This is a genomic window from Streptomyces krungchingensis (genome assembly GCF_054729265.1).
The window spans coordinates 8,269,372-8,289,145 of sequence record NZ_JBPUKY010000001.1; the positions used below are offsets into that span (position 1 = coordinate 8,269,372).

16 protein-coding genes and 2 pseudogenes are annotated in these 19,774 nt (G+C 73.1%); 11 read left to right on the top strand and 7 right to left on the bottom strand.

Translation table 11 applies throughout. From position 1 onward, the window contains the following. Positions 1-154: 154 nt before the first annotated feature. A complete protein-coding gene (locus ACSYGO_RS36010) occupies positions 155-1,219 on the bottom strand; it encodes a lipoate--protein ligase family protein (RefSeq protein ID WP_426682012.1) in 1,065 nt (354 codons plus the stop codon). Between the two features lie 211 nt (positions 1,220-1,430). Between ACSYGO_RS36010 and ACSYGO_RS36015 the strand changes: the two genes are divergently transcribed. From ACSYGO_RS36015 to ACSYGO_RS36030, 4 genes are all read left to right on the top strand, one after another. Then, positions 1,431-3,260, top strand: coding sequence for a gamma-glutamyltransferase family protein (locus ACSYGO_RS36015; protein ID WP_460389125.1), 1,830 nt, complete (start codon positions 1,431-1,433; stop codon positions 3,258-3,260). An 87-nt stretch (positions 3,261-3,347) separates the two neighbouring features. Further along, on the top strand, positions 3,348-4,187 hold the full coding sequence (locus ACSYGO_RS36020; protein WP_460389126.1) for an inositol monophosphatase family protein: 840 nt from the start codon (positions 3,348-3,350) through the stop codon (positions 4,185-4,187). Positions 4,188-4,995: 808 nt separating this feature from the next. Next, entirely contained in the window at positions 4,996-6,405 is a 1,410-nt protein-coding gene (locus ACSYGO_RS36025) for a phytoene desaturase family protein (RefSeq protein ID WP_426681955.1), read from the top strand. Beyond that, a complete protein-coding gene (locus ACSYGO_RS36030; RefSeq protein ID WP_426681954.1) occupies positions 6,402-6,923 on the top strand; it encodes an O-acetyl-ADP-ribose deacetylase in 522 nt (173 codons plus the stop codon). The genes ACSYGO_RS36025 and ACSYGO_RS36030 overlap by 4 nt, the downstream gene beginning before the upstream one ends. A 140-nt stretch (positions 6,924-7,063) precedes the next feature. On the opposite strand, the gene ACSYGO_RS36035 is transcribed toward ACSYGO_RS36030, so the two are convergent. Further along, positions 7,064-7,447: a BlaI/MecI/CopY family transcriptional regulator gene (locus ACSYGO_RS36035; protein ID WP_426681953.1), complete on the bottom strand. Its 384-nt coding sequence runs from the start codon at positions 7,445-7,447 to the stop codon at positions 7,064-7,066. A 220-nt stretch (positions 7,448-7,667) separates the two neighbouring features. Between ACSYGO_RS36035 and ACSYGO_RS36040 the strand changes: the two genes are divergently transcribed. The 4 genes and pseudogenes from ACSYGO_RS36040 (at position 7,668) to ACSYGO_RS36055 (ending at position 11,632) form a co-directional block, all read left to right on the top strand. Beyond that, positions 7,668-9,176, top strand: a complete 1,509-nt coding sequence (locus ACSYGO_RS36040) for a hypothetical protein (RefSeq protein ID WP_426681952.1) — start codon at positions 7,668-7,670, stop codon at positions 9,174-9,176. Beyond that, a complete protein-coding gene (locus ACSYGO_RS36045; protein ID WP_426681951.1) occupies positions 9,173-10,108 on the top strand; it encodes a lysylphosphatidylglycerol synthase domain-containing protein in 936 nt (311 codons plus the stop codon). The genes ACSYGO_RS36040 and ACSYGO_RS36045 overlap by 4 nt, the downstream gene beginning before the upstream one ends. Before the next feature lie 160 nt (positions 10,109-10,268). After that, positions 10,269-10,631: pseudogene (locus ACSYGO_RS36050) on the top strand (BlaI/MecI/CopY family transcriptional regulator); the annotation flags it as partial. A gap of 71 nt (positions 10,632-10,702) precedes the next feature. Further along, on the top strand, positions 10,703-11,632 hold the full coding sequence (locus ACSYGO_RS36055; protein WP_460389129.1) for a M48 family metalloprotease: 930 nt from the start codon (positions 10,703-10,705) through the stop codon (positions 11,630-11,632). 28 nt (positions 11,633-11,660) lie between these two features. Here the strand turns inward: ACSYGO_RS36055 and ACSYGO_RS36060 are convergent. Continuing rightward, a pseudogene (locus ACSYGO_RS36060) lies at positions 11,661-11,804 on the bottom strand (transcriptional regulator); the annotation flags it as partial. A gap of 234 nt (positions 11,805-12,038) precedes the next feature. Between ACSYGO_RS36060 and ACSYGO_RS36065 the strand changes: the two are divergent. Next, positions 12,039-13,520, top strand: coding sequence for an AlkA N-terminal domain-containing protein (locus tag ACSYGO_RS36065; protein ID WP_460389130.1), 1,482 nt, complete (start codon positions 12,039-12,041; stop codon positions 13,518-13,520). A 40-nt stretch (positions 13,521-13,560) separates the two neighbouring features. Continuing rightward, entirely contained in the window at positions 13,561-14,049 is a 489-nt protein-coding gene (locus tag ACSYGO_RS36070; protein WP_426681948.1) for a methylated-DNA--[protein]-cysteine S-methyltransferase, read from the top strand. Between the two features lie 59 nt (positions 14,050-14,108). Here ACSYGO_RS36070 and ACSYGO_RS36075 read toward each other — a convergent pair whose 3' ends face one another. Beyond that, positions 14,109-14,834 (bottom strand): SIR2 family NAD-dependent protein deacylase, encoded by a 726-nt coding sequence (locus ACSYGO_RS36075; RefSeq protein WP_432175011.1) that lies wholly within the window; start codon positions 14,832-14,834, stop codon positions 14,109-14,111. 69 nt (positions 14,835-14,903) lie between these two features. Next, the gene (locus tag ACSYGO_RS36080; protein WP_432175012.1) at positions 14,904-16,010 is read right to left on the bottom strand and encodes a tetratricopeptide repeat protein; all 1,107 of its coding nucleotides are present in this window, start codon (positions 16,008-16,010) and stop codon (positions 14,904-14,906) included. Between the two features lie 205 nt (positions 16,011-16,215). Here ACSYGO_RS36080 and ACSYGO_RS36085 point away from each other — a divergent pair, with 205 nt between their 5' ends. Then, positions 16,216-17,712, top strand: a complete 1,497-nt coding sequence (locus ACSYGO_RS36085; RefSeq protein WP_460389133.1) for a glycosyltransferase family 39 protein — start codon at positions 16,216-16,218, stop codon at positions 17,710-17,712. Between the two features lie 179 nt (positions 17,713-17,891). Here ACSYGO_RS36085 and ACSYGO_RS36090 read toward each other — a convergent pair whose 3' ends face one another. Both ACSYGO_RS36090 and ACSYGO_RS36095 read right to left on the bottom strand, forming a co-directional pair. Then, positions 17,892-18,851: a hypothetical protein gene (locus tag ACSYGO_RS36090; RefSeq protein ID WP_460389134.1), complete on the bottom strand. Its 960-nt coding sequence runs from the start codon at positions 18,849-18,851 to the stop codon at positions 17,892-17,894. A gap of 364 nt (positions 18,852-19,215) precedes the next feature. After that, a complete protein-coding gene (locus ACSYGO_RS36095; RefSeq protein WP_426680921.1) occupies positions 19,216-19,707 on the bottom strand; it encodes an NUDIX domain-containing protein in 492 nt (163 codons plus the stop codon). Positions 19,708-19,774: the final 67 nt, after the last annotated feature.

Sequence of the window (19,774 nt, forward strand, 5' to 3'; positions counted from 1 at the left end):
CCGGCACGGCACCTCGCCGCGTTGTCGGACCACCCGAGTACGCCCAGTACGCGAGTGATCCTCCGCCGTGCGATGCACCGCACCGGACACCGCGGCCCGATCCGACCCGATCCGAACGAAAACCCCTGGCGGCAGGAGCCGCGCGCGGCACCGGTCACGGCACCCGAGCGGTCCATTCCGGGGCGCCGAACTTCGAGCGGGCCAGCTCCCGCGCCCGCGCCAGCTCCTCCGGCGTCACCTTGCCGTCCACCAGCCCGTACCGCCCGCGGAACGAGTCGATCATCCGCTCGATGACCGCCTCGCGCGCCAGTCCCGTCTGCCGGCGCAGCGGGTCGACCCGCTTCTTCGCGCTCTTCGTCCCCTTGTCGGAGAGCTTCTCCCGCCCGATGCGCAGCACTTCGAGCATCTTGTCGGCGTCGATGTCGTACGACATGGTCACGTGGTGCAGCACGGCGCCCGGACCCCCGCCGGGCCCGACGACCCGCTTCTGCGCGGCGCCCGCGATCTTCCCCTGATCCGTCGCGATGTCGTTCAACGGCTGGTACCAGGCCTTGATCCCCATGTCAGCGAGCGCGCCCAGCACCCAGTCGTCGAGATACGCGTAGCTGTCCTGGAACGACAGGCCCTGGACCAGGGCCTCCGGCACCGAGAGCGAGTACGTGATGGTGTTGCCCGGCTCCACGAACATCGCGCCGCCGCCGGAGATGCGGCGGACCACCTCGATGCCGTGCCGGGCGGCGCCCTCCGGGTCGACCTCGTTGCGCAGGGACTGGAAACTGCCGATGATCACGGACGGGGCGCCCCACTCCCACACCCGCAGTGTCGGCGCACGCCGGCCCGCGGCCACCTCCGTGGTCAGCACCTCGTCCAGTGCCATGTGCAGGGCCGGGGACTGCGGCCCCTCGTGGATCAACTGCCAGTCGTAGTCCGTCCAGTCGGCGGCGTGCGCCAGCGCCCGGCGCACCGCGATCCCGATGCCTTCCGATGTCAGGCCGTACATGACCGTGCCCTCGGGCAGCGCGGCGTCGATACGGGCGGCGAGACCCGCCGCGTCGGTGTCGGCCGGCGCACCCTCCAGCGCGTGATCGACGGCGTCCAGCGCCTCGTCCGGTTCGAGGAAGAAGTCGCCCGCCACGCGCGCGTGGCGCAGCACCCCGCCCTCGACGTCCAGATCCACCACGACGAGCTTGCCGCCGGGGACCTTGTACTCACCGTGCACCGATCCGCCTCCGTTCAGTTCCACGAGGAGCAACGACGGCCGGTGACGAATGATTCCGATCATTCCGGGTTCTTCCGGACCGGCGGGTCCGCTCCGTGGGACGTCCCGGAAGGCGTCCGTCCGCTCCGGGCGGGCCACCCTGCCGCCCGGGCCGCGGCAAGTGCCATAGTCGGGGGCGAGGTTGATCGCTCGGCACAGCGAGGTGGCAGGCATGTTCACGACCCGACCGACGCTCCAGGGCACCTTCGGCATGGTGTCCTCGACCCACTGGCTCGCCTCGCAGTCCGCGATGGCGGTCCTGGAGGACGGCGGCAACGCGTACGACGCCGCCGTCGCCGCGGGCTTCGTCCTGCACGTCGTCGAACCCCACCTCAACGGACCCGCGGGCGAGGTCCCGATCATCCTCGCCCCGGCCGGCGGCGAGGTGCGGGTGCTGTGCGGCCAGGGCGTCGCGCCCGCGGGTGCGACGGTCGCCCACTACAGAGGGCTCGGGCTGGACCTCGTCCCCGGCACCGGGCCGCTCGCCGCCGCCGTGCCGGGCGCCTTCGACGCCTGGATGCTCCTGCTCCGCGACCACGGCACCAAGCCGCTCGCCGACGTCCTCGCCTACGCCATCGGATACGCCGAGGACGGCCACGCGCCCGTGGAACGCGTCGGCGAGACCGTCGAGACGGTGCGCGAGCTGTTCGAGACGGAGTGGACGACCTCGGCCGAGGTGTACCTGCCGGACGGCAGGGCGCCCCGACCCGGCGAGCTGTTCCGCAACCCCGCCCTGGCCGCGACCTGGCGCCGGCTCCTCGCCGAGATCTCCGAGGAGACCGGCCGGGTGGAACAGATCGAGGCCGCGCGCAGGATCTGGCGCTCCGGCTTCATCGCCGAGGCCCTGGTGCGCCAGGCCCGCCGCCCCACCCTGGACACCAGCGGCGAGCGGCACACCGGCACCCTGACGGCCGAGGACCTCGCGGGCTGGTCCGCCGGCTACGAACCGCCCGCGACCTACGACTGGCGCGGCTGGACCCTGTGCAAGGCGGGCCCCTGGAGCCAGGGCCCGGTCCTGCTGCAGCAGCTGGCCCTGCTGCCGCCCGAACTGCCCGCGTACGGCTCCGCCGAGTACGTCCACCTGCTCGTCGAGGGCTGCAAGCTCGCCATGGCCGACCGGGAGGCCTGGTACGGGGACGCCGACGACGTACCGCTCGACGAGCTGCTCTCCGAGTCGTACAACGCCGAGCGGCGGGCGCTCGTCGGCGACAAGGCGTCGTACGAGCTGCGTCCGGGCAGCCCCGGAGGGCGTGCCCCGCGGCTGAGCCGGCACGCGCGCGTGCCCGCTCCGTGGGAACCCGGCTTCGACGCGCTCGCGGCGCCCGGCGCGGGCGAACCCACCGTGGCACGGCCGGCCCGCACGGCCCCGGAACCCGAGGTCGCGGCCGACGGCGGCACCCGGGGCGACACCTGCCACCTCGACGTCGTCGACCGCTGGGGCAACATGGTCGCCGCCACGCCCAGCGGCGGCTGGCTCCAGTCCAACCCCGTCGTGCCCGAACTGGGCTTCCCGCTCGGCACACGGCTCCAGATGGCCTGGCTGGAGGAGGGACTGCCCAACTCCCTCACGCCGGGCCGCCGTCCCCGCACCACGCTCACCCCGTCGCTCGCCCTGCGCGACGGCGTCCCGGTCATGGCGTTCGGCACACCGGGCGGAGACCAGCAGGACCAGTGGCAGACGCACTTCTTCCTGGCCGTGGCGCTGCGCTCCGCCGTACGCGGCGGGCTCGACCTCCAGGGCGCGATCGACGCCCCGAACTGGCACAACGACAGCTTCCCCGGCTCCTTCTACCCGCGCGGCATGCACCCCGGCAGCCTCACGGTCGAGTCCCGCACGGACGAGGCGGTCGTCGACGAGCTGCGGCGTCGCGGGCACGACGTCCAGGTCGGGGAGGCGTGGTCGGAGGGACGTCTGTGCGCGGTCGCGCGGGACCCGGAGACGGGCGTGCTGTCGGCCGCGGCGAATCCGCGCGGGATGCAGGGGTACGCGGTCGGACGCTGAGAGCGGGGCCCTCGGAATTCATCCGGATTCCACCCGGAGTGCACCGGGCATGCCGGGATTGTCAGCGGCGCGTGCTCTCATGGAGCCATGATCGAAGACATCGAAACCATCGACGAGTTTCTCGCCCGGCGCAGCTCCGACGTCGAAGAAGCGGTCCGCGAGGCGGCGGCGGCCGAGATCATGCCCCGCTTCCGGCAGCTCGGAGCGCACGAGATCGACCAGAAGTCCGGCCCGCACGACCTGGTGACGGACGCCGACCGCAAGGCCGAGCAGTATCTGACCGGTGTGCTCACCGCACTGCTGCCCGGCTCGGTCGTCGTCGGCGAGGAAGCGGTGCACGCCGACCCCGCCACCTACGAGGCGCTACAGGGCTCCGCGCCGGTCTGGATCGTCGACCCCGTCGACGGCACCCGTCAGTTCGTGCACGGCGATCCCGGCTTCTGCACGCTCGTCGCGCTGGCCCGGGACGGAGTCGTGCTCGCCTCCTGGACGTACGCCCCCGCGCGCGACGAGTTCGCCGTCGCGATACGCGGCCGGGGCGCCTTCCTCGACGGCGTGCGCCTGCGCTCCGGCTCGCCGGTGCCCGGCCGCGACCTGGACGTCGCCACCTCCCACCCGGACTACACCACGGACGACCAGAAGCGCGCGCTGACCGGCCTGCGTACCGAAGGAGTCGTAACGCGCCCCTGCGGCTCGGCCGGCCTCGAGTATCTGGCCGTGGCACGGGGGGAGTCGGACGCGGTCGCGTTCTCCTGGGAGGCGGCGTGGGACCACGCCGCGGGCCTGCTCCTCGTCGAGGAGGCGGGCGGCGCCCACCTGACGCTCACGGGCGAGCCGTTCCGCGTGACGGGGGGCAACGCGCTGCCGTTCACCGCGGCCCGGGACGAGGCCACGGCCCGCCGCGTGGTGGCCCTGCTGTCGGCGTGAGCCCGACCCGACGCCGACTCGGCCCCTCCCGGCCGCGGCGCCCCGCCCCGAAGGGCGGTGAGCTCGGCTTTCCGGGGTGACACCGAGGCCTGCCCGGTGGCCAGCCCGCCCCGCGGGGCCCGGTGCGCTCGGCCGGCTGGGGTTACGCCCGGTCACGGCACCGGCCATGGTTGCCGGTGAGGTCGGCCTGTGGGGTGACTCGCGCCCGCCGTCGACCAGCGCGGGGTGACTCGCGCCCGCCGTCGACCAGCTCGGCCGCGGGTGACACCGGGGCCCGCCCGGCGGCCGGCCCGTTCGTCGCCGTCGATGTGCTCGGCCCGCCCGGTCCACACCGAGGCCCGCCGCAGCCCGGGTCGGCGTCCGCCCTCCCGGAGCGGCCCGGCCCCCAGCGCCTGCCGGGGCGCAGCCCTCGGCGTCCGCCGTCGCACCCTGGGCACGGTGCGGGCACCACCGCCCGTGCGGAGTCCGTCGCGCGCGGCTGTCCCGAACCCGATGGGGGAGGGGCCCCCGAAAGGAAGCGGCCCTGCCCCGGACACACCCAGGTTCCGCCAAGCCTGGTCCGGGCCTGGTCCGGGTGCTGGACGAGCGCGACCGGGGCAGGGGGCTGACGGCGCCGGGACCAGGGCGCTGCCGGTGGGGCTCGGGGAGATCGCCGGTGCCTCCGCCGAGCCCCTGGGGGCGTGTGCCGCCCCGCGCACGTCGGGAGGTGTCCCCTCCCAACCCCCCGCGCCGCCAAGGCTGTCGGTCCTGCGGCATATCCTGATCCCCAGTGGCCATCGGCTGACAAAGGAGTCCGAAGGTGCCGTCGATGCTCGATGCCGTCGTGGTGGGTGCGGGACCGAACGGACTGACCGCTGCCGTGGAGCTGGCCCGCCGCGGCTTCTCCGTGGCCGTCTTCGAGGCCCGGGACACCGTGGGCGGGGGAGCGCGGACCGAAGAGCTGACCCTGCCCGGCTTCCGCCACGACCCCTGCTCGGCGGCGCACCCGCTGGGCATCAATTCGCCCGCGTTCCGAGCGATGCCCCTGGAGCGGTACGGCCTGGAGTGGCTGCACGCCGAGCTGCCCATGGCGCACCCCTTCACGGACGGCACGGCGGCGGTGCTGTCGCGGTCCGTCGCCGAGACGGCCGCGTCGTTCGGCCCCCGCGACGCCGGGGCGTACCGCCGGCTGGTCGCGCCCTTCCTCACCAAGTGGGACACGCTGGCCCACGACTTCATGTCGCTGCCGCTGACCGCGCTGCCCCGGGACCCGGTCACCCTCGCCCGCTTCGGCCTCACGGGGCTGCCGCCCTCGACCTGGCTGATGCGCCGCTTCCGCGACGAGCGGGCCCAGGCACTGTTCGCGGGCCTCGTCGCCCATGTCATCGCCCCGCTCGGCGGCTTCGCCACCGGTGCCGTCGGCCTCGTCTTCGCGCTGGCCGCGCACGCCCGGGGCTGGCCGGTCGCGCGCGGCGGCTCGCAGTCCATCTCCGACGCGCTCGCCGCGTACCTCAAGGACCTCGGCGGCACCGTCCACACCGACTACGAGGTCAAGCGCCTCGACGACCTGCCGCCCGCCCGCGCGTACGTCTTCGACACCTCGCCCACCGCCCTGGCCCGCATCGCCGGACTCGGCCGGTTCTACGAGCACTACCGGTACGGGGCGAGCGTGTTCAAGATCGACTACGCGCTGGACGGACCCGTGCCCTGGACCGCGAAGGAGGCGCGCGCCGCCGGTACCGTGCAGGTCGGTGGCAGTCGTGCGGAGATCGCCGGTGCGCTGCACGCGGCCTCCCGGGAGGACCGGGCACCGGACACACCCTTCCTCATCACCGTGCAGCCCGGCGTCGCCGACCCCACCCGCGCGCCCGAGGGCAAGCAGGTCTTCTGGGCGTACGGGCACGTGCCGAACGGCTGGAGCGGTGACCTCACGGACGCGATCGAGCGGCAGCTGGAGCGTTTCGCGCCGGGCTTCCGCGACCGTGTGCTCGCCCGCGCGACAGCGGGCCCGCCGGAGCTGGCCACCCGCAACGCGAACTACGTGGGCGGTGACATCGCCTGCGGCGCCGCCTCCGGGCTTCAGCTCCTGCTGCGCCCCAGACTGTCCCTGTTCCCTTACAGCACCCCCCACCCGGCCGTCTTCATCTGTTCGTCCGCCACCCCACCGGGCCCGGGCGTCCACGGCATGTCGGGGCACAACGCGGCGAAGGCCGTGTGGAGGAGACTCAGACAGGCATGACCGCGATCAAGCTGGTCCAGGGCGACATCACCCGGCAGAGCGTCGACGCCGTCGTCAACGCGGCGAACTCCTCGCTGCTCGGCGGCGGAGGCGTGGACGGAGCCATCCACCGCCGCGGCGGCCCCGCCATCCTCGACGACTGCCGCAAACTGCGCGCCTCGCAGTACGGCAAGGGCCTGCCCACCGGCCGGGCCGTCGCCACCACGGCCGGTGAACTCGACGCGCGCTGGGTGATCCACACCGTGGGACCGGTGTACAGCCGCGAGGACGACCGCTCGGCGCTGCTCGCGTCCTGCTACCGCGAGTCCCTGCGCGTCGCCGACGAACTCGGCGCGCGCACGGTCGCCTTCCCGGCCGTGTCCGCCGGCATCTACGGGTGGCCGATGGACGACGCCGCCAGGATCGCCGTGGAGACGGTCCGGGCCACCCCGACGGACGTCGAGGAGGTCACCTTCGTCCTCTTCGACGAGTCCGCCTACCGGGCCTTCGCGGCACAGGTCCCCTCCGAGGAGAAGTAGCCGCCGAGGGTCCGGCGGTGTCCGTGACGGCATCCCACGGCATCCCACGGCGTCCGGCCGCCGGCCGCTGACGCGACGAACCGGTCACGCGGTGGAGGGGGAACGAGCGAGGAAGACGTCCGCGGCGCGGACGCCGGTCCTCACGGCTCGTCCCCGTCGAGCAGCACGCGCAGGGCCGCTTCCTCCCGCGGGCTCAGCCCGGTGACGAAGTGCCGGAGGGCGGCGATCGGATCGGGGCCGCGGTCGAGCGCCTCGTGCATGGCGTCGGCGGTCATCTCGGCCGCGTCCTTCGTGGGCCGGTAGGCGCCGCGCCGCCCGTCGACGTCTCGGAGCACCAACCCCTTGTCGTACAGGCGCTTGAGGATGGTGTGCACGGTGTTGTAGGCGAGACCGCCGCCGATCTCGCCCTGGATCTCGGCGGGCGTCAGGGCGTCGTCGGTGGCCCAGAGGGTGGCGAGCACGGCGCTCTCCAACTCGCCGGCGCCGCGCCGGTCCGCTCTGCCGTGGGGGCTCGTGCCGGCCATGGTCGCCACCTTACAGCGCGTAGGGGGAGCGGAGGCCGGTCCGGGCCTCGGGTGGGACGGGGGGGACCGGGCGGGTGGAGGCGCTCGCCCCGGATGCCGTTCCCGGACTGCGAGGCCCTGAAGGGCGCGGTAATTTGTCCATGATTTCACGGATTTGACCCCTTTCCCGCGTCGCGTGGGACGAGGGAACCCTACAGCTTGTAGGGCTGGAGGGTGGACGATGGTCAGGACCGCGGACATGCCGCTCGCCGGTGCCGGAAGGGCGGCCGGTCCGCCGTCGGGCCACCCGACCGACCGGCACTCCGGCGGACGCCGCGGGATCGCCCTCGTGGCCGTCGCCTTCACCCTGGCCCAACTGCTGCTGGTGGGGCCCGGCATGGGGCTCGGCTGGGACGAGACGGTCTACGTCAGCCAGGTCAGCGGGCACGCGCCGGCGGCGTTCTTCAGCGCACCCCGCGCCCGCGGCGTCCCCCTGCTCGTCGCCCCCGTCGCCTCCTGGTCGTCGTCCACGGCACTCCTGCGCGTGTGTCTGGCCCTGCTGTCGGGGCTCGGTCTCTTCGTGGCGCTGTGCGCCTGGCGGCACCTGTTCCCGGCGCGGCTGCTCGCCCTGGCCGGCGCCCTGTTCGCGAGCCTGTGGGTGACGCTCTTCTACGGCCCGCAGGCCATGCCCAACTACTGGGTCGCGGTCGGAGCCCTGCTGTGCGTCGCCTGCTTCCTGCGGGCACGTGCCGTCCCCCGGGACCGGGCGGCGCTGTGGGGCGTGGGGCTGGGCGCCGCGCTCATGGCGTGGATGCGGCCCACCGACGCGGTCTGGGCGACCCTCCCGCTGCTCGTCCTCGCGGCCGTGGAGCTGCGCCGAGGACGGCCCTGGCTGCCCGTCGCGCTGGTCACGGGCCTGGTGGCCGGAGCGGCCGAGTGGATCGTCGAGGCGTACATCGGCTACGGGGGCCTCGGCCAGAGGCTCGCCGACGGCTCCCGCATCCAGGGCGGCCTGGGCTGGAACATCGCCGTCGCCGACCAGATGCGCAGCCTGGGCGGACGCATCCTGTGCCGTCCCTGCACCGGCGCGATGCCCGACACCGCCGTGACGGTGTGGTGGTTCGCGCTGCCCCCGCTGGCCGTGGCAGGTCTCGTGACCGCGGTCAGGGCCCGGCGCGCGGCGCGCACGCTGGTCCCGCTGGCCTGCGCCGCGACGGCCGCGTTCCCGTATCTGTTCATGATCGGCTACGCCGCCCCGCGCTTCCTGCTCCCCGCCTACGCGCTCCTCTCCCTCCCGGTCGCCGACGCCCTCGTCCGTCTCGTCACCGTCGCGCACGGCGCGTGGCGCCCCGCGGCCGTGACCGCGGTCGTGCTCGGCCTCGCCGGCCACGTGGCGGTCCAGTACGCCGTGCTGGACGACACCGTCCGCGACAACTCGGACTCCCGTCGCGACTGGTCCCGCGCCGCCGCCGGCCTGCGCGAGCTGGGGGTACGGCCGCCGTGCGTCGTGACCGGCCGGGACGCCGTCCCGATCGCCTTCCTCGCCGGGTGCGCGTCCGCCGCGACCTCGGGGCACAACGCGAACACGACCGGGCAGGCCCTCGCGCGGACCGGACGGACCCGGCCGGTCGCGGTGCTGACCTCCCGGCGCGGGCGACCGCCCGCGTTCGCCCGGACCTGGGAACGCCATCGCGTCGGCGTCCTGCACGCCTACCTCGCCCCCACCGGACCGGGAGGCCGGGACTCATGAGTTCTCCACCCGGCACCGTCCCGACCGCCCTGGGCCGCGGGACGCCTTGGCAGGCCGGGGTCGCGCTGGCCGTCCTGCTCGGCACCGGCTGTCTGGCCTGGCGCCACTGGCCGGTGATCGAGACCGCGGCGGGCCGGCTCGCCCACGCCGACCGCGGCTGGCTGCTCGTGGCGGCCGCGGCGACCCTGGCGACCTGGGCATGTTCAGCCCTCGCCCAGCAGGGCGCCGTGGTCCGGCCGCTGCCCACCGGGCGTCTGGTGGCGGTCCAGTTCGCGGCCTGTGCCGCCAACCATCTGCTGCCCGCGGGACTGGGATCCGGGGCGGTCAACTTCCGCTTCCTGAACCGGTGCGGGCTGCCGGTGCCCAGGTCGGCGACCGCGCTCGCCGTCAAGGCGACCGCCGGCGCCGTGGCCCGTGCCCTGCTGATCGCCGCACTGGCGCCCGCCTGCCCCGGCGCCCTGCGCCTTCCGCGTGTCTCCCCGACGGCGTGGGCCGTGACCGTCGTGGTGCTCGCCACCGCCGTGATCGCCCTCTCGGGGCTTCTGCGGCGCGCCCTGCGGGCGGTGCTCGCGGACGTCCGCGCGGTGCACGAGGTCCCCGGACGGGCGGCCGCGCTGTGGGGCGGCTCGCTGGCGTTCGCCGGGCTGCACGCGGCCGTCGTCGTCGCCGTGGCCCAGTCCGTCGGCCTGCCGTTGCCCCCGGCGGAGGTGGCCCTGGCCTACCTCGCCGCGAGCGGCGCCGCGGTCCTGCTGCCCACTCCCGGCGGCCTCGGTTCGCTGGACGCCGCCCTCGCCCTGGCGCTGACCCTCGCGGGGGCGTCCGGCAGCGCGGCGGCCTCGACCGTCCTCGGCTACCGGCTGCTCACCACCTGGCTGCCCCTGCTCCCGGGCCTCATGGCGCTGGGCGTACTGGTGCGACGCCGGGTCCTGTGAGCCACCGCAGGACCGGGCCGGCCACGGGGCCGACCGTCCGTGCACGACCGCTCACGCGCGACGGGCGCGTACCGTCGGAGCATCGAGGCGCACCTCGGTGACTACAATTCCGTAGATGGTCTACTGGACTGTAGACGATGACGGGATGAGGATCGTGCCCATGAGCAGTGCGAAGGACGAACGCCGGCCGGCGGGCGAGCTGGAGGCCGGCGTGCTGGCCGCCCTCTGGGCCGCGGGCGCGCCCCTGACACCCGGGCGCGTCCAGGAGGAGCTGGACTCCGGCCTCGCCCGGACGACGGTGACGACGATCCTGTCCCGGCTGCACGAGAAGGGAATCGTCGGCCGTGAGCGGCAGGGCCGCGGCTACGCGTACTTCCCCGTCCAGGACCCGCACGGCCTGACCGCCCGGCGCATGCACACCGAACTGGACCGGGACGACGACCGGGGGACCGCCCTGGCCCGGTTCGTCGCCCAGCTCAGCCCCGACGACGAACGCCTCCTGCGCGACCTGCTGGAGTCCGACGGCTCGCCGGGGACGGCCGAGCTCGGTCCGGCGGAGCGCGGCGGGGACGGCCGGCCGGAATCGGGTGGGCGATGACGGCCCTGCTCTTCCTCCCGCTGCTGCTGCCCTTCGCGCTGCCGCCGCTCGCCCGCCGCTGTCTCGACCGGCTCGCGCCGGTGACCGCGCTGTGGACGCTGACCTGCGCGGTCCTCGTGCTGGCCGGCGCGTCCGTGGCGGCGCTCGGCGCCCTCGTCCTCAACGGCCTGCTCGAGGTGCCGGTCCTCGCGACCCTCGGCGAACTCGTCCATCCGCTGCGCACCGCCTCCGACCTGGTCGTCCTGCCCGCCGCCGCGGGCGCCACCGGCGTGCTCACCGTCGGCGCCTGGACCCTCGCCCGCTCCGCCGCGCGCCAGCTCCGTGCCTTCCGGGTGGCCCGGACCCAGGCCGACCGCCGCCCCGCCGCGGGCGACCTGTGCGTCATCGACTCACCGCACCCGGACGCCTACGCCCTGCCGGGCCGCCCGCACCGCATCGTCGTCACCACCGCGATGCTCCGCAGCCTCGCCCCCCGCGAACGCGAGGCGCTCTTCGCCCACGAACGCGCCCACAACAACTACGGTCACCACCGCTTCCTCCTCGCGGCCGAGCTCGCCGCGCACTGCCACCCAGGTCTGCGCCCGGTCCGTGCGGCCGTCGCGCTCGCCGCGGAGCGCGCCGCCGACGAGGCCGCGGCCGCCGTGGTGGGGGACCGGAAGCTGACCGCGCGCGCCATCGCCCGGGCCGCGCTGGCCACGCAGGCGGCCCGCTCGGACCGCCCCGACTTCGCCCCCGCGGCCACCACGGGGCCGGTGCCCCGGCGCGTCGCCGCCCTCCTCGCCGCTCCCCGGCGCCGCTCCCGCACCGCCTCCTGGCTGGCCCTGCTCGTGGTCGCCTGCGCCTGCGTGTCGGCCGGAGCCTCGGCGGCCGGGGTGCTCGCCTTCCACCACGAGGTCGAGGTGGCTCAGGGCGAAGCGGCCCGCTGACCCCGCCCGTGTCCCGCCCGGCGGGACGTCACTCGGCCGTGTCGCTGAGGCCGAGCCGCAGGTGTTCGACGTGATAGACCGCCTGGTCGAGGAGTTCGGCGACGTGGTGGTCGTGCAGTGCGTAGACCACCGAACGGCCCCTGCGCTCACCGACGACCAGCCCCAGACCGCGCCGGTGCGTTCATCACCGTCCTGGTCCTGTGGGACCTACTCGGAGACCTGCCGCTGCCGCTCGGCGTCGCAGGTCACGAGGGTTCCACCGTGCTGGTCGGACTCAACGGGCTACGGCTCCTGCGTGCGTCCGCGTGGCGCCGCTGAGCGGAGCGGTCCGGGGGCCCGCAGGCAGGCCGACGTACATGTCGCTTTTTCGCCAGCCCCGCCTTCGCCGGTGCCCGATGCTGGAGACATGCGGAACGGAATGCACACCGACATCGAGCGCTGCGTGCGTGCCGTCCAGTCGAAGGACGCGCGTTTCGACGGATGGTTCTTCACCGCGGTGCTGACGACGCGGATCTACTGCCGGCCCAGCTGCCCGGCCGTACCGCCGAAGCCGCAGAACATGACCTTCTACCCGAGCGCCGCCGCCTGCCAGCAGGCCGGCTTCCGCGCCTGCAAGCGATGCCGGCCCGACACCAGCCCCGGCTCTCCCGCGTGGAACCAGCGCGCCGACGTCGTCGCCCGCGCGGTGCGCCTGATCGGTGACGGCGTCGTCGACCGCGAGGGCGTCCCCGGCCTCGCCGGCCGGCTCGGCTACAGCACCCGCCAGATCGAACGGCAACTCCTCGCCGAGCTGGGCGCCGGACCCCTCGCCCTCGCGCGGGCCCAGCGCGCCCAGACCGCGCGGCTGCTCATCGAGACCACACCCCTGCCGATGGCGGAGATCGCCTTCGCGGCCGGCTTCTCGTCGATCCGTACCTTCAACGACACCGTGCGCGAGGTCTTCGCGCTCTCCCCGAGCGAACTGCGCGCCCGCCGGCCGAAGAACGGTGCCGGCGCCACACCGGGCGTGCTCAGCCTCCGGCTCCCCTTCCGCGCCCCGCTCAACCCCGACAACCTCTTCGGCCACCTCGCCGCGACCGCCGTACCCGGCGTGGAGGAGTGGCGCGACGGGGCGTACCGGCGGACCCTTCGGCTCCCGTACGGACACGGGATCACCGCGCTGACGCCGATGCCGGACCACATCGCGTGCCGCCTCACCCTCAGCGACCTGCGCGACCTGCCCGTCGCGATCAGCCGTTGCCGCCGCATGCTCGACCTCGACGCCGACCCGGTGGCCGTCGACGACCGGCTGCGCGCCGACCCGCTGCTCGCCCCGCTCGTCGACAAGGCGCCCGGCCGGCGGGTGCCGCGCACGGTCGACGAGGCGGAGTTCGCCGTACGCGCCGTGCTGGGCCAGCAGGTCTCCACGGCCGCCGCCCGCACCCACGCGGCCCGCCTGGTCACCGCGCACGGCGATCCCGTCGACGACCCGGAGGGCGGGCTCACCCATCTCTTCCCGGCGCCCGACGCGCTCGCCGCCGTCGACCCCGAGTCGCTGGCCATGCCCCGCACTCGGCGGACCACCTTCACCACGCTGGTGACCCAACTCGCCGACAAGACACTCCACTTGGGCGTCGAGAGCGACTGGGAGGAGAGCCGGGCCCGGCTGCTCGCCCTGCCGGGGTTCGGCCCCTGGACGGTCGACGTCATCGCGATGCGGGCACTCGGCGACCCCGACGCGTTCCTGCCCACCGACCTCGGCATCCGCCGCGCCGCACAGGAACTCGGCCTGCCCTCCACGCCCGCGGCGCTCACCGCTCGCGCGGCGGCCTGGCGGCCGTGGCGGGCGTACGCCGTCCAGTACCTGTGGGCGACGGACGGCCACCCGATCAACTTCCTCCCCGTGTGACCACCGGATCGAGGACCGACGACCAAGGACCTTGCGCGAGATGACAGCGAAACGGCACACCCTGCTCGACAGCCCGTACGGGCCCCTGACCCTCGTCGCCACGGACGGTGTCCTGTCCAACCTCTACATGGTCGGCCAGCGCCACCGTCCGCCGGACGAGACCTTCGGCGACCGCGACGACTCGCTCTTCGACGAGGCGGCCGACCAGCTGGAGGCCTACTTCAAGGGGGAGTTGAAGGAGTTCACCCTCGAACTGAGCCTGCGGGGAACGCCGTTCCAGTGCAGCGTGTGGGACCAGCTGCGCCGCATCCCCTACGGCGAGACCCGCTCGTACGGCGACCTCGCCGACGCCCTCGGCAGTCCCGGGGCCTCCCGCGCGGTGGGCCTCGCCAACGGCAAGAACCCCATCGGCATCATCGTGCCCTGCCACCGTGTCGTCGGCGCCGACGGCAGCCTCACCGGATACGGAGGCGGCCTGGACCGCAAGAAGCGTCTGCTCGACTTCGAGAGCGGAGGAGCCCTCTTCTGAGGGCCGGCCGGGGGTGTCGCGCGGATCGGCGGGACTGAGCGACACCCCTGCCGCCTGCTTCAGCTCCCCAGCCCCCGCAGCAGCTCGGGCAGCGCCGTGCCGATCGGTTCCCGCACGACCTCGTCGGCGAGGTCGTCGTACGGCGTCGGCTCGGCGTTCACGATGATCAGCCGCGCGCCGTGATCGGCGGCGACCCCCGCGAGCCCGGCGGCCGGCTGCACCTGGAGGCTGCTCCCGACCGCGATGAACACCTGACAGGCCTTGGTGATCGCGACCGCCTCGCCGAGGACGACCGGGTCGAGGCGCTCGCCGAACATGACGGTCGCCGACTTGAGGATGCCGCCGCACTCCAGGCACGGCGGGTCGTCCTCCCCGGCCTCGACGCGCGCGAGGGCGTCCTCCATCGGCGCCCGCGCGTGGCACTCGGTGCACACCACGGCCCGCGCGGTGCCGTGCAGTTCGAGCACCTTGCGCGCCGGCATGCCCGCCAGCTGGTGCAGTCCGTCCACGTTCTGCGTGATCACCCGCACCGGCACCCCGGACCGCTCCAGCTCGGCCACCGCCCGGTGCGCCGCGTTCGGCTCGGCCTCCAGCGCCTGGTTCCCACGCCGCATCTGCCACGAGCGGCGCCGGATCTCCGGATCACCCATGTAGTACTCGTACGTGACGAGCTTCTCGGCCTCGGGATCGCGCCGCCACAGCCCCTGGGGACCGCGATAGTCGGGGATTCCGGAGTCCGTGCTGATACCGGCGCCGCTCAGAATGGCGACCAGGGGCCTGTTCATGGGACCGAGGGTAGGGCGGGCCGGGGAGCGGGGCGAACGGATATCGTTCCGCCCCGCACGGAACGAACTTCATCCACCGACGAGTGTCCGTGCGCCTGGGCCGGCGCCCAAGCGCAGTTTCCCCAGGGCGAAGTCACGGTTCGCGACGATGCGCGGACGATGCTCCTCGGGCAGCTTCCCACCGTCCAGCAGCTTCTCGCAGCACTCCAGCGATTCGCGGTACTCGCCCATCCAGTACGACGAGACCGCCAGCTCGTCCAGCGACCGCCACTCGTACCAACCGTGCTCGACGAACAGGATGTCCTGCGGCTGCGGGATCTCGACCGCACGTCGTGCGAACGTGTACGCGAGCGGCCAGCGCTCTCCCTTCACGCGGCACAGGCGCGCGAGTTCGCCGAGCGGTTCGACCCGCGTGGGCCGGGACTCGTGGGCCTCCAGGAAGCGGGAGATGAGCTCGGGCCACCGGCGCTTGAGATCCACCGCGAGCCGGGCCGCGTAGAGCCGGGCGCAGAACGCCTCTTCGGCGAAGCCGCCCATGCCGGCGCGCCGGTCGTACGCGGCGAGCGCCTTGGCGGGTTCACCTGCGTCGCGCCAGCTCTGGGCCAGGTAGAACTGGTACCGGGTGTTGTCCGGCTCCTTGGCGAGCCCGCCCTTGAGGACCGCGGCATCCCGGAGGTACTTCTCCCGCTGGCTGCCCTGGAGGCGCCCGCCGCCGCCCATGATGACCATGCGCGCGCCTTCGAAGGTCGCCCGGTCGAAGCGGGTGTCGCACTCCAGGTACTCGTGCAGCACCCCCACGTACCGCCAGGGGAGGCGAGTCGACACCATCGTCGCCCGCCAGTGGACGAGGGAACCGTGGCGTACCTCGAAGTCGTAGCAGTCGTGGGACAGTTCCGGCATCGTGAAGCCGGGAACGGTCTCCATCACGTCGTCGGCGTCGATGAACAGGAGATAGTCCGCGCGGTCCCGTGCCAGACCGATCGCCTCGCTGCGGCTCAGGTCGAAGCCCTTCCAAGGGCTCTCGTACAGCGCCCCGGGCAGGTCGGCGAGGGCTTCGCGGATGACGTCCTGGGTGCCGTCGGTCGAGCCCGTGTCGAGGATCACCCAGGAGTCGACAAGGGGGCGCACGGATTCGAGGCAGCGCCGGATCACATGCGCCTCATTCTTGACGATCATATTGAGGCAGACCGTTTTCATGACTTTTTCTTTTCTGTGATGAAAAGGATCAGTCGGTGACTTTAGTGAATCATGAAACCCCATGCAAGGACCGTAATCGGAAGTTTGGCGGCCATACAGGTGGTGGCTCGACCTGCCTTTCATCCCGGCCGCCCGTGCCTCTGTATAAGGGAGCAGTTCCTGCTGTCGGGCATGGGAGATTCTCATGGTAATCACCGCGCCGCTCCCCCTTCCGCGCGAAGAGGACCAGAGCGGCGAAGTCACCGAGTCCAGAAGCCGCCGGGCGGGGCTGTGGCTCTGGCCGTTCGCCCTCACGTTCGCCGTGGTCGGCCACGGTATGGCCGACTCTCTGCTGGGTCGCGACGAACTGGTCACCCAGGATATGGTGAACCGCGGCGCCGGCCAGATCCTCGACACTCTCCAGAATGTCGACGCCGTGCACGGCACGTATTATCTGCTGATGCATCTGTGGGTCGGGCTCTTCGGGGATTCCGTCATTTCCCTGAGGCTCCCCACCGTCTTGGCCGTGGCCGGAGCCGCGTCCGTCCTGAGTCTCATCGGAAACCGGCTCTTCGGGTACCGTGCCGGAATTCTCGCCGGAATTCTCTTCGCGATCGTGCCGGCCGTGAGCCGCTATGGCCAGGAGGCCCGGAGCTACGCTCTGGTGATTTTCATGGTCTCCCTGGCGACGCTCCTGCTGCTCCGCGCGCTGGACAACCCTCGCAGCCCCTGGCGATGGGTCGCCTACTCACTCACGCTGGCCGTCGTCGGACTCCTCCACCTGATCGCACTCTCCGTCGTGGTCGCCCATGCCTGCGTACTCGTGACCCAGGCGCGACGGAACCGCTCCCTGTGGTGGAAGTCCGCCCTCGCCCTCCTGGTCGCCGCCGGCTGTGTCACCCCGGTCTTCCTGCTCGGCCGATCCCAGGCCCATCGCCAGCTGTACTGGGTCCCGGAGCCCGACGCGTGGGCACTGCTCTCCATGGTGCGTGACGTCTTCGCCTCCGCCCTGGGGGCCGGAGCGCTGATCGCCCTTGCCCTGCTGGCCCGCTCGCCGCGCAAGGCTCCTCTGTTCCTGTGCGGTACCTGGGCCCTTCTGCCCCCCGTCATCGTCTGGCTCGCCTCACACGGAGAGGTCTCTTACTTCCGCAACGTCTACGTCCTCTTCACCCTCCCGGCCTGGGCGCTCCTCGCCGGCGCCGGCCTCGCCGCGGCCTCCCGCTCCCCGAAAGCCACCGCGGCCCTCGTCGTGGCGCTGGCCGTCCTCACCCTGTCCGACCAGAAGCAGATGCGGGGACCGTTCGAGCATGACGCCCCTGTGACCCTCGACTACGCGGCGGCGGCCGACGTCATCAAGCGGCAGTACCAGTCCGGAGACGCGGTCGCCTACGACCGCGCGAACACCTGGAAGCTCGACGGCGGGGTCCAGTACTACCTGCCCCGCGACCTGAAGTTGCGTGACGTCTTCCTGGCCAAGACCCCCACCGAGATCAACGACCTCTACGCGGTCGAGTGCTCCGCCCCGGTCCAGTGCCTCAAGGGCGAGCCTCGCATCTGGCTGCTGACGCAGGGCACCGAATTCCCCTTCATGGCCATCAACCCGGTGCAGGCGAGCGTTCTGCAGAGCCAGTACAAACTGTCCGCGACTCAGCCGGTGACGGGGATGACCGTGTCCCTGCTCGTACGCAGGGACAAGCGCTAGCCGCCACGCCCGAATGAGACTGCGGCCCGCCCCAGGACTCGGTGTTCCGGGGCGGGTTTGTTGTGAAGGGGCAGTCGCTCTGCCGCCACTGCGTCCTCTTGTGGGTACAGGCCGCGAAAGTCGCAAGGGGTGTCCGGCGGTCTGCCCGTCGGACACCCCTTTTGCGCTCTATCTACAGATCACCCAGCCGGGGCCCCGCCGTCGTTGGCGCCGGCGACCGGCTGGAAGGTCACCTGGGACCAGGTCGCGTCTTCGCACTCCAGGGCCTGCGGGTTGCCACCGCTCTCGTCACACGTGATCTCGTAGACCCGTCCCGTGTCCGTGATGGTCTCGAACTTGACGCCTTCAGACGTCTGGTGCTCGGAGACCGCGGCCCCACAGGGGAAGCCGATGGGACGGCCCTGGCTGTCCGTACCACCCTGGGGGTACCCGTCGTTGACGCTGAGGTCGGTCCAGCGGATATTCCCCGTCGATGCAGGGTCACGAATGCCCGCGTAGAAGATTCCGCCGGTCAGCGCGGCCCGGAGCTCGAAGTTGCCCTGGCCCTGGGCGGAGTCGATGTCGGAGCACGGCCCCGTCGCTCCCGTGCCGCCGGTGGCACCCGTCCCGCCGGTGTTGCCCGTGGCGCCGGTTCCGCCGGTGTTGCCCGTGGCGCCGGTTCCGCCGGTGGCGCCCGTGTCGCCGGTGGCGCCGGTTCCGCCGGTGGCGCCCGTCTCGCCGGTGGCGCCGGTTCCGCCGGTGGCGCCCGTCTCGCCGGTGGCGCCGGTTCCGCCGGTCGCGCCCGTCTCGCCCGTGGCGCCGGTTCCGCCGGTCGCGCCCGTGTTGCCCGTCGCGCCGGTCGCGCCGGTCGCGCCGGTCGCACCCGTCGCGCCCTTGCACTTGTCCTTGCCGTCGCCCTTGCCGTCTTCGCCGTACGGCAGGGCGGACTTCGCCTTGCTGGGCTTCGACTCGTCGCACTTGTCGCCGCCGAAGCGGCTCATCGCAGTGGCGTGGTCGTTCACGGCCCGTGCCGAAGCGGCGGCGGGGCTCACCACGCCGGTCGCCAGGACCAGAGCGAGGGAGGCCACCATTCCGGCCTTCTTGAATCTGTCTCGCGCCAGCGGCCCGAGAAGCGAAGTCGTCCTGTACTCAGGACTCATCAGGGTGCTCCTTGCCTCATCAGGTTCGGGTGATGTCCCGAATCCGAGTGCGAGGTTGGACCCTGAGCGACCGGTCATGGGGTGCGCCCCGGCGAAACGCGCCCCTTTTTCCATAGATTGGTCTAACTCGTGCGTTCTGATGGCTCAATTTTCGGACCACCAGCCCCAGTTGGCCCCCAGGTGCAGCCGTTCGAGGGCACCTTCGGGCCCCTCTCGCGGGTCGGCCTGACGTCGTCGATCCGGTCATGTCAGATTGATGCGGGAGCATCTGACGCCACAAGAGGTGCACTCTCCGGACGGCGACTCCACCGTGAGACAGGCAGCTGCCACGGCCGGGGTGAGGCCGGGCACCGAAGGCCGGCGGTCAGCCCACCCGGTGGCCGTTCTCCAGCTCCGCCGTGCCCCCGCCGTCGGCCAGGACGTCCAGGGCGGCCAGGACCCGTCGGCCCAGGGCGCCCGGCAGATGGTCCGCCAGTTCCTCGCGCGGCACCAGGCGCCAGGACAGCAGTTCCTCCTCCTGGAGACGGATCGACTCGAGCGCGCTCTCGTCGAGGACGCCGCCGTCGTACAGATAGGCCACCAGCGGGGGCCGCGCCGTCCCGTGCACCCAGTCGACCGCGAGCAGCCGGCCCAGGCCGACGTCCAGACCGATCTCCTCGGCGGTCTCCCGGCGGGCGCCCTGCCGCGGGGTCTCCCCGTCGTCGGACTCGACGGTGCCGCCCGGCAGGGCCCAGCCCTCCCGGTAGTTCGGTTCGACGAGCAGCACCCGCCCCTCGGCGTCGCGGAACAGGGCGGCTGCCCCGGCGAGGATGCGGGGCAGCCCCGCGATGTACGTGGCGAAGTCCGGAGTGGTCATGCCCGAAGGGTAACCAGCCCGCGCCGCCCACCCCTGGACTCACCTGCGCGAAGTGCGGGCTCGGCCA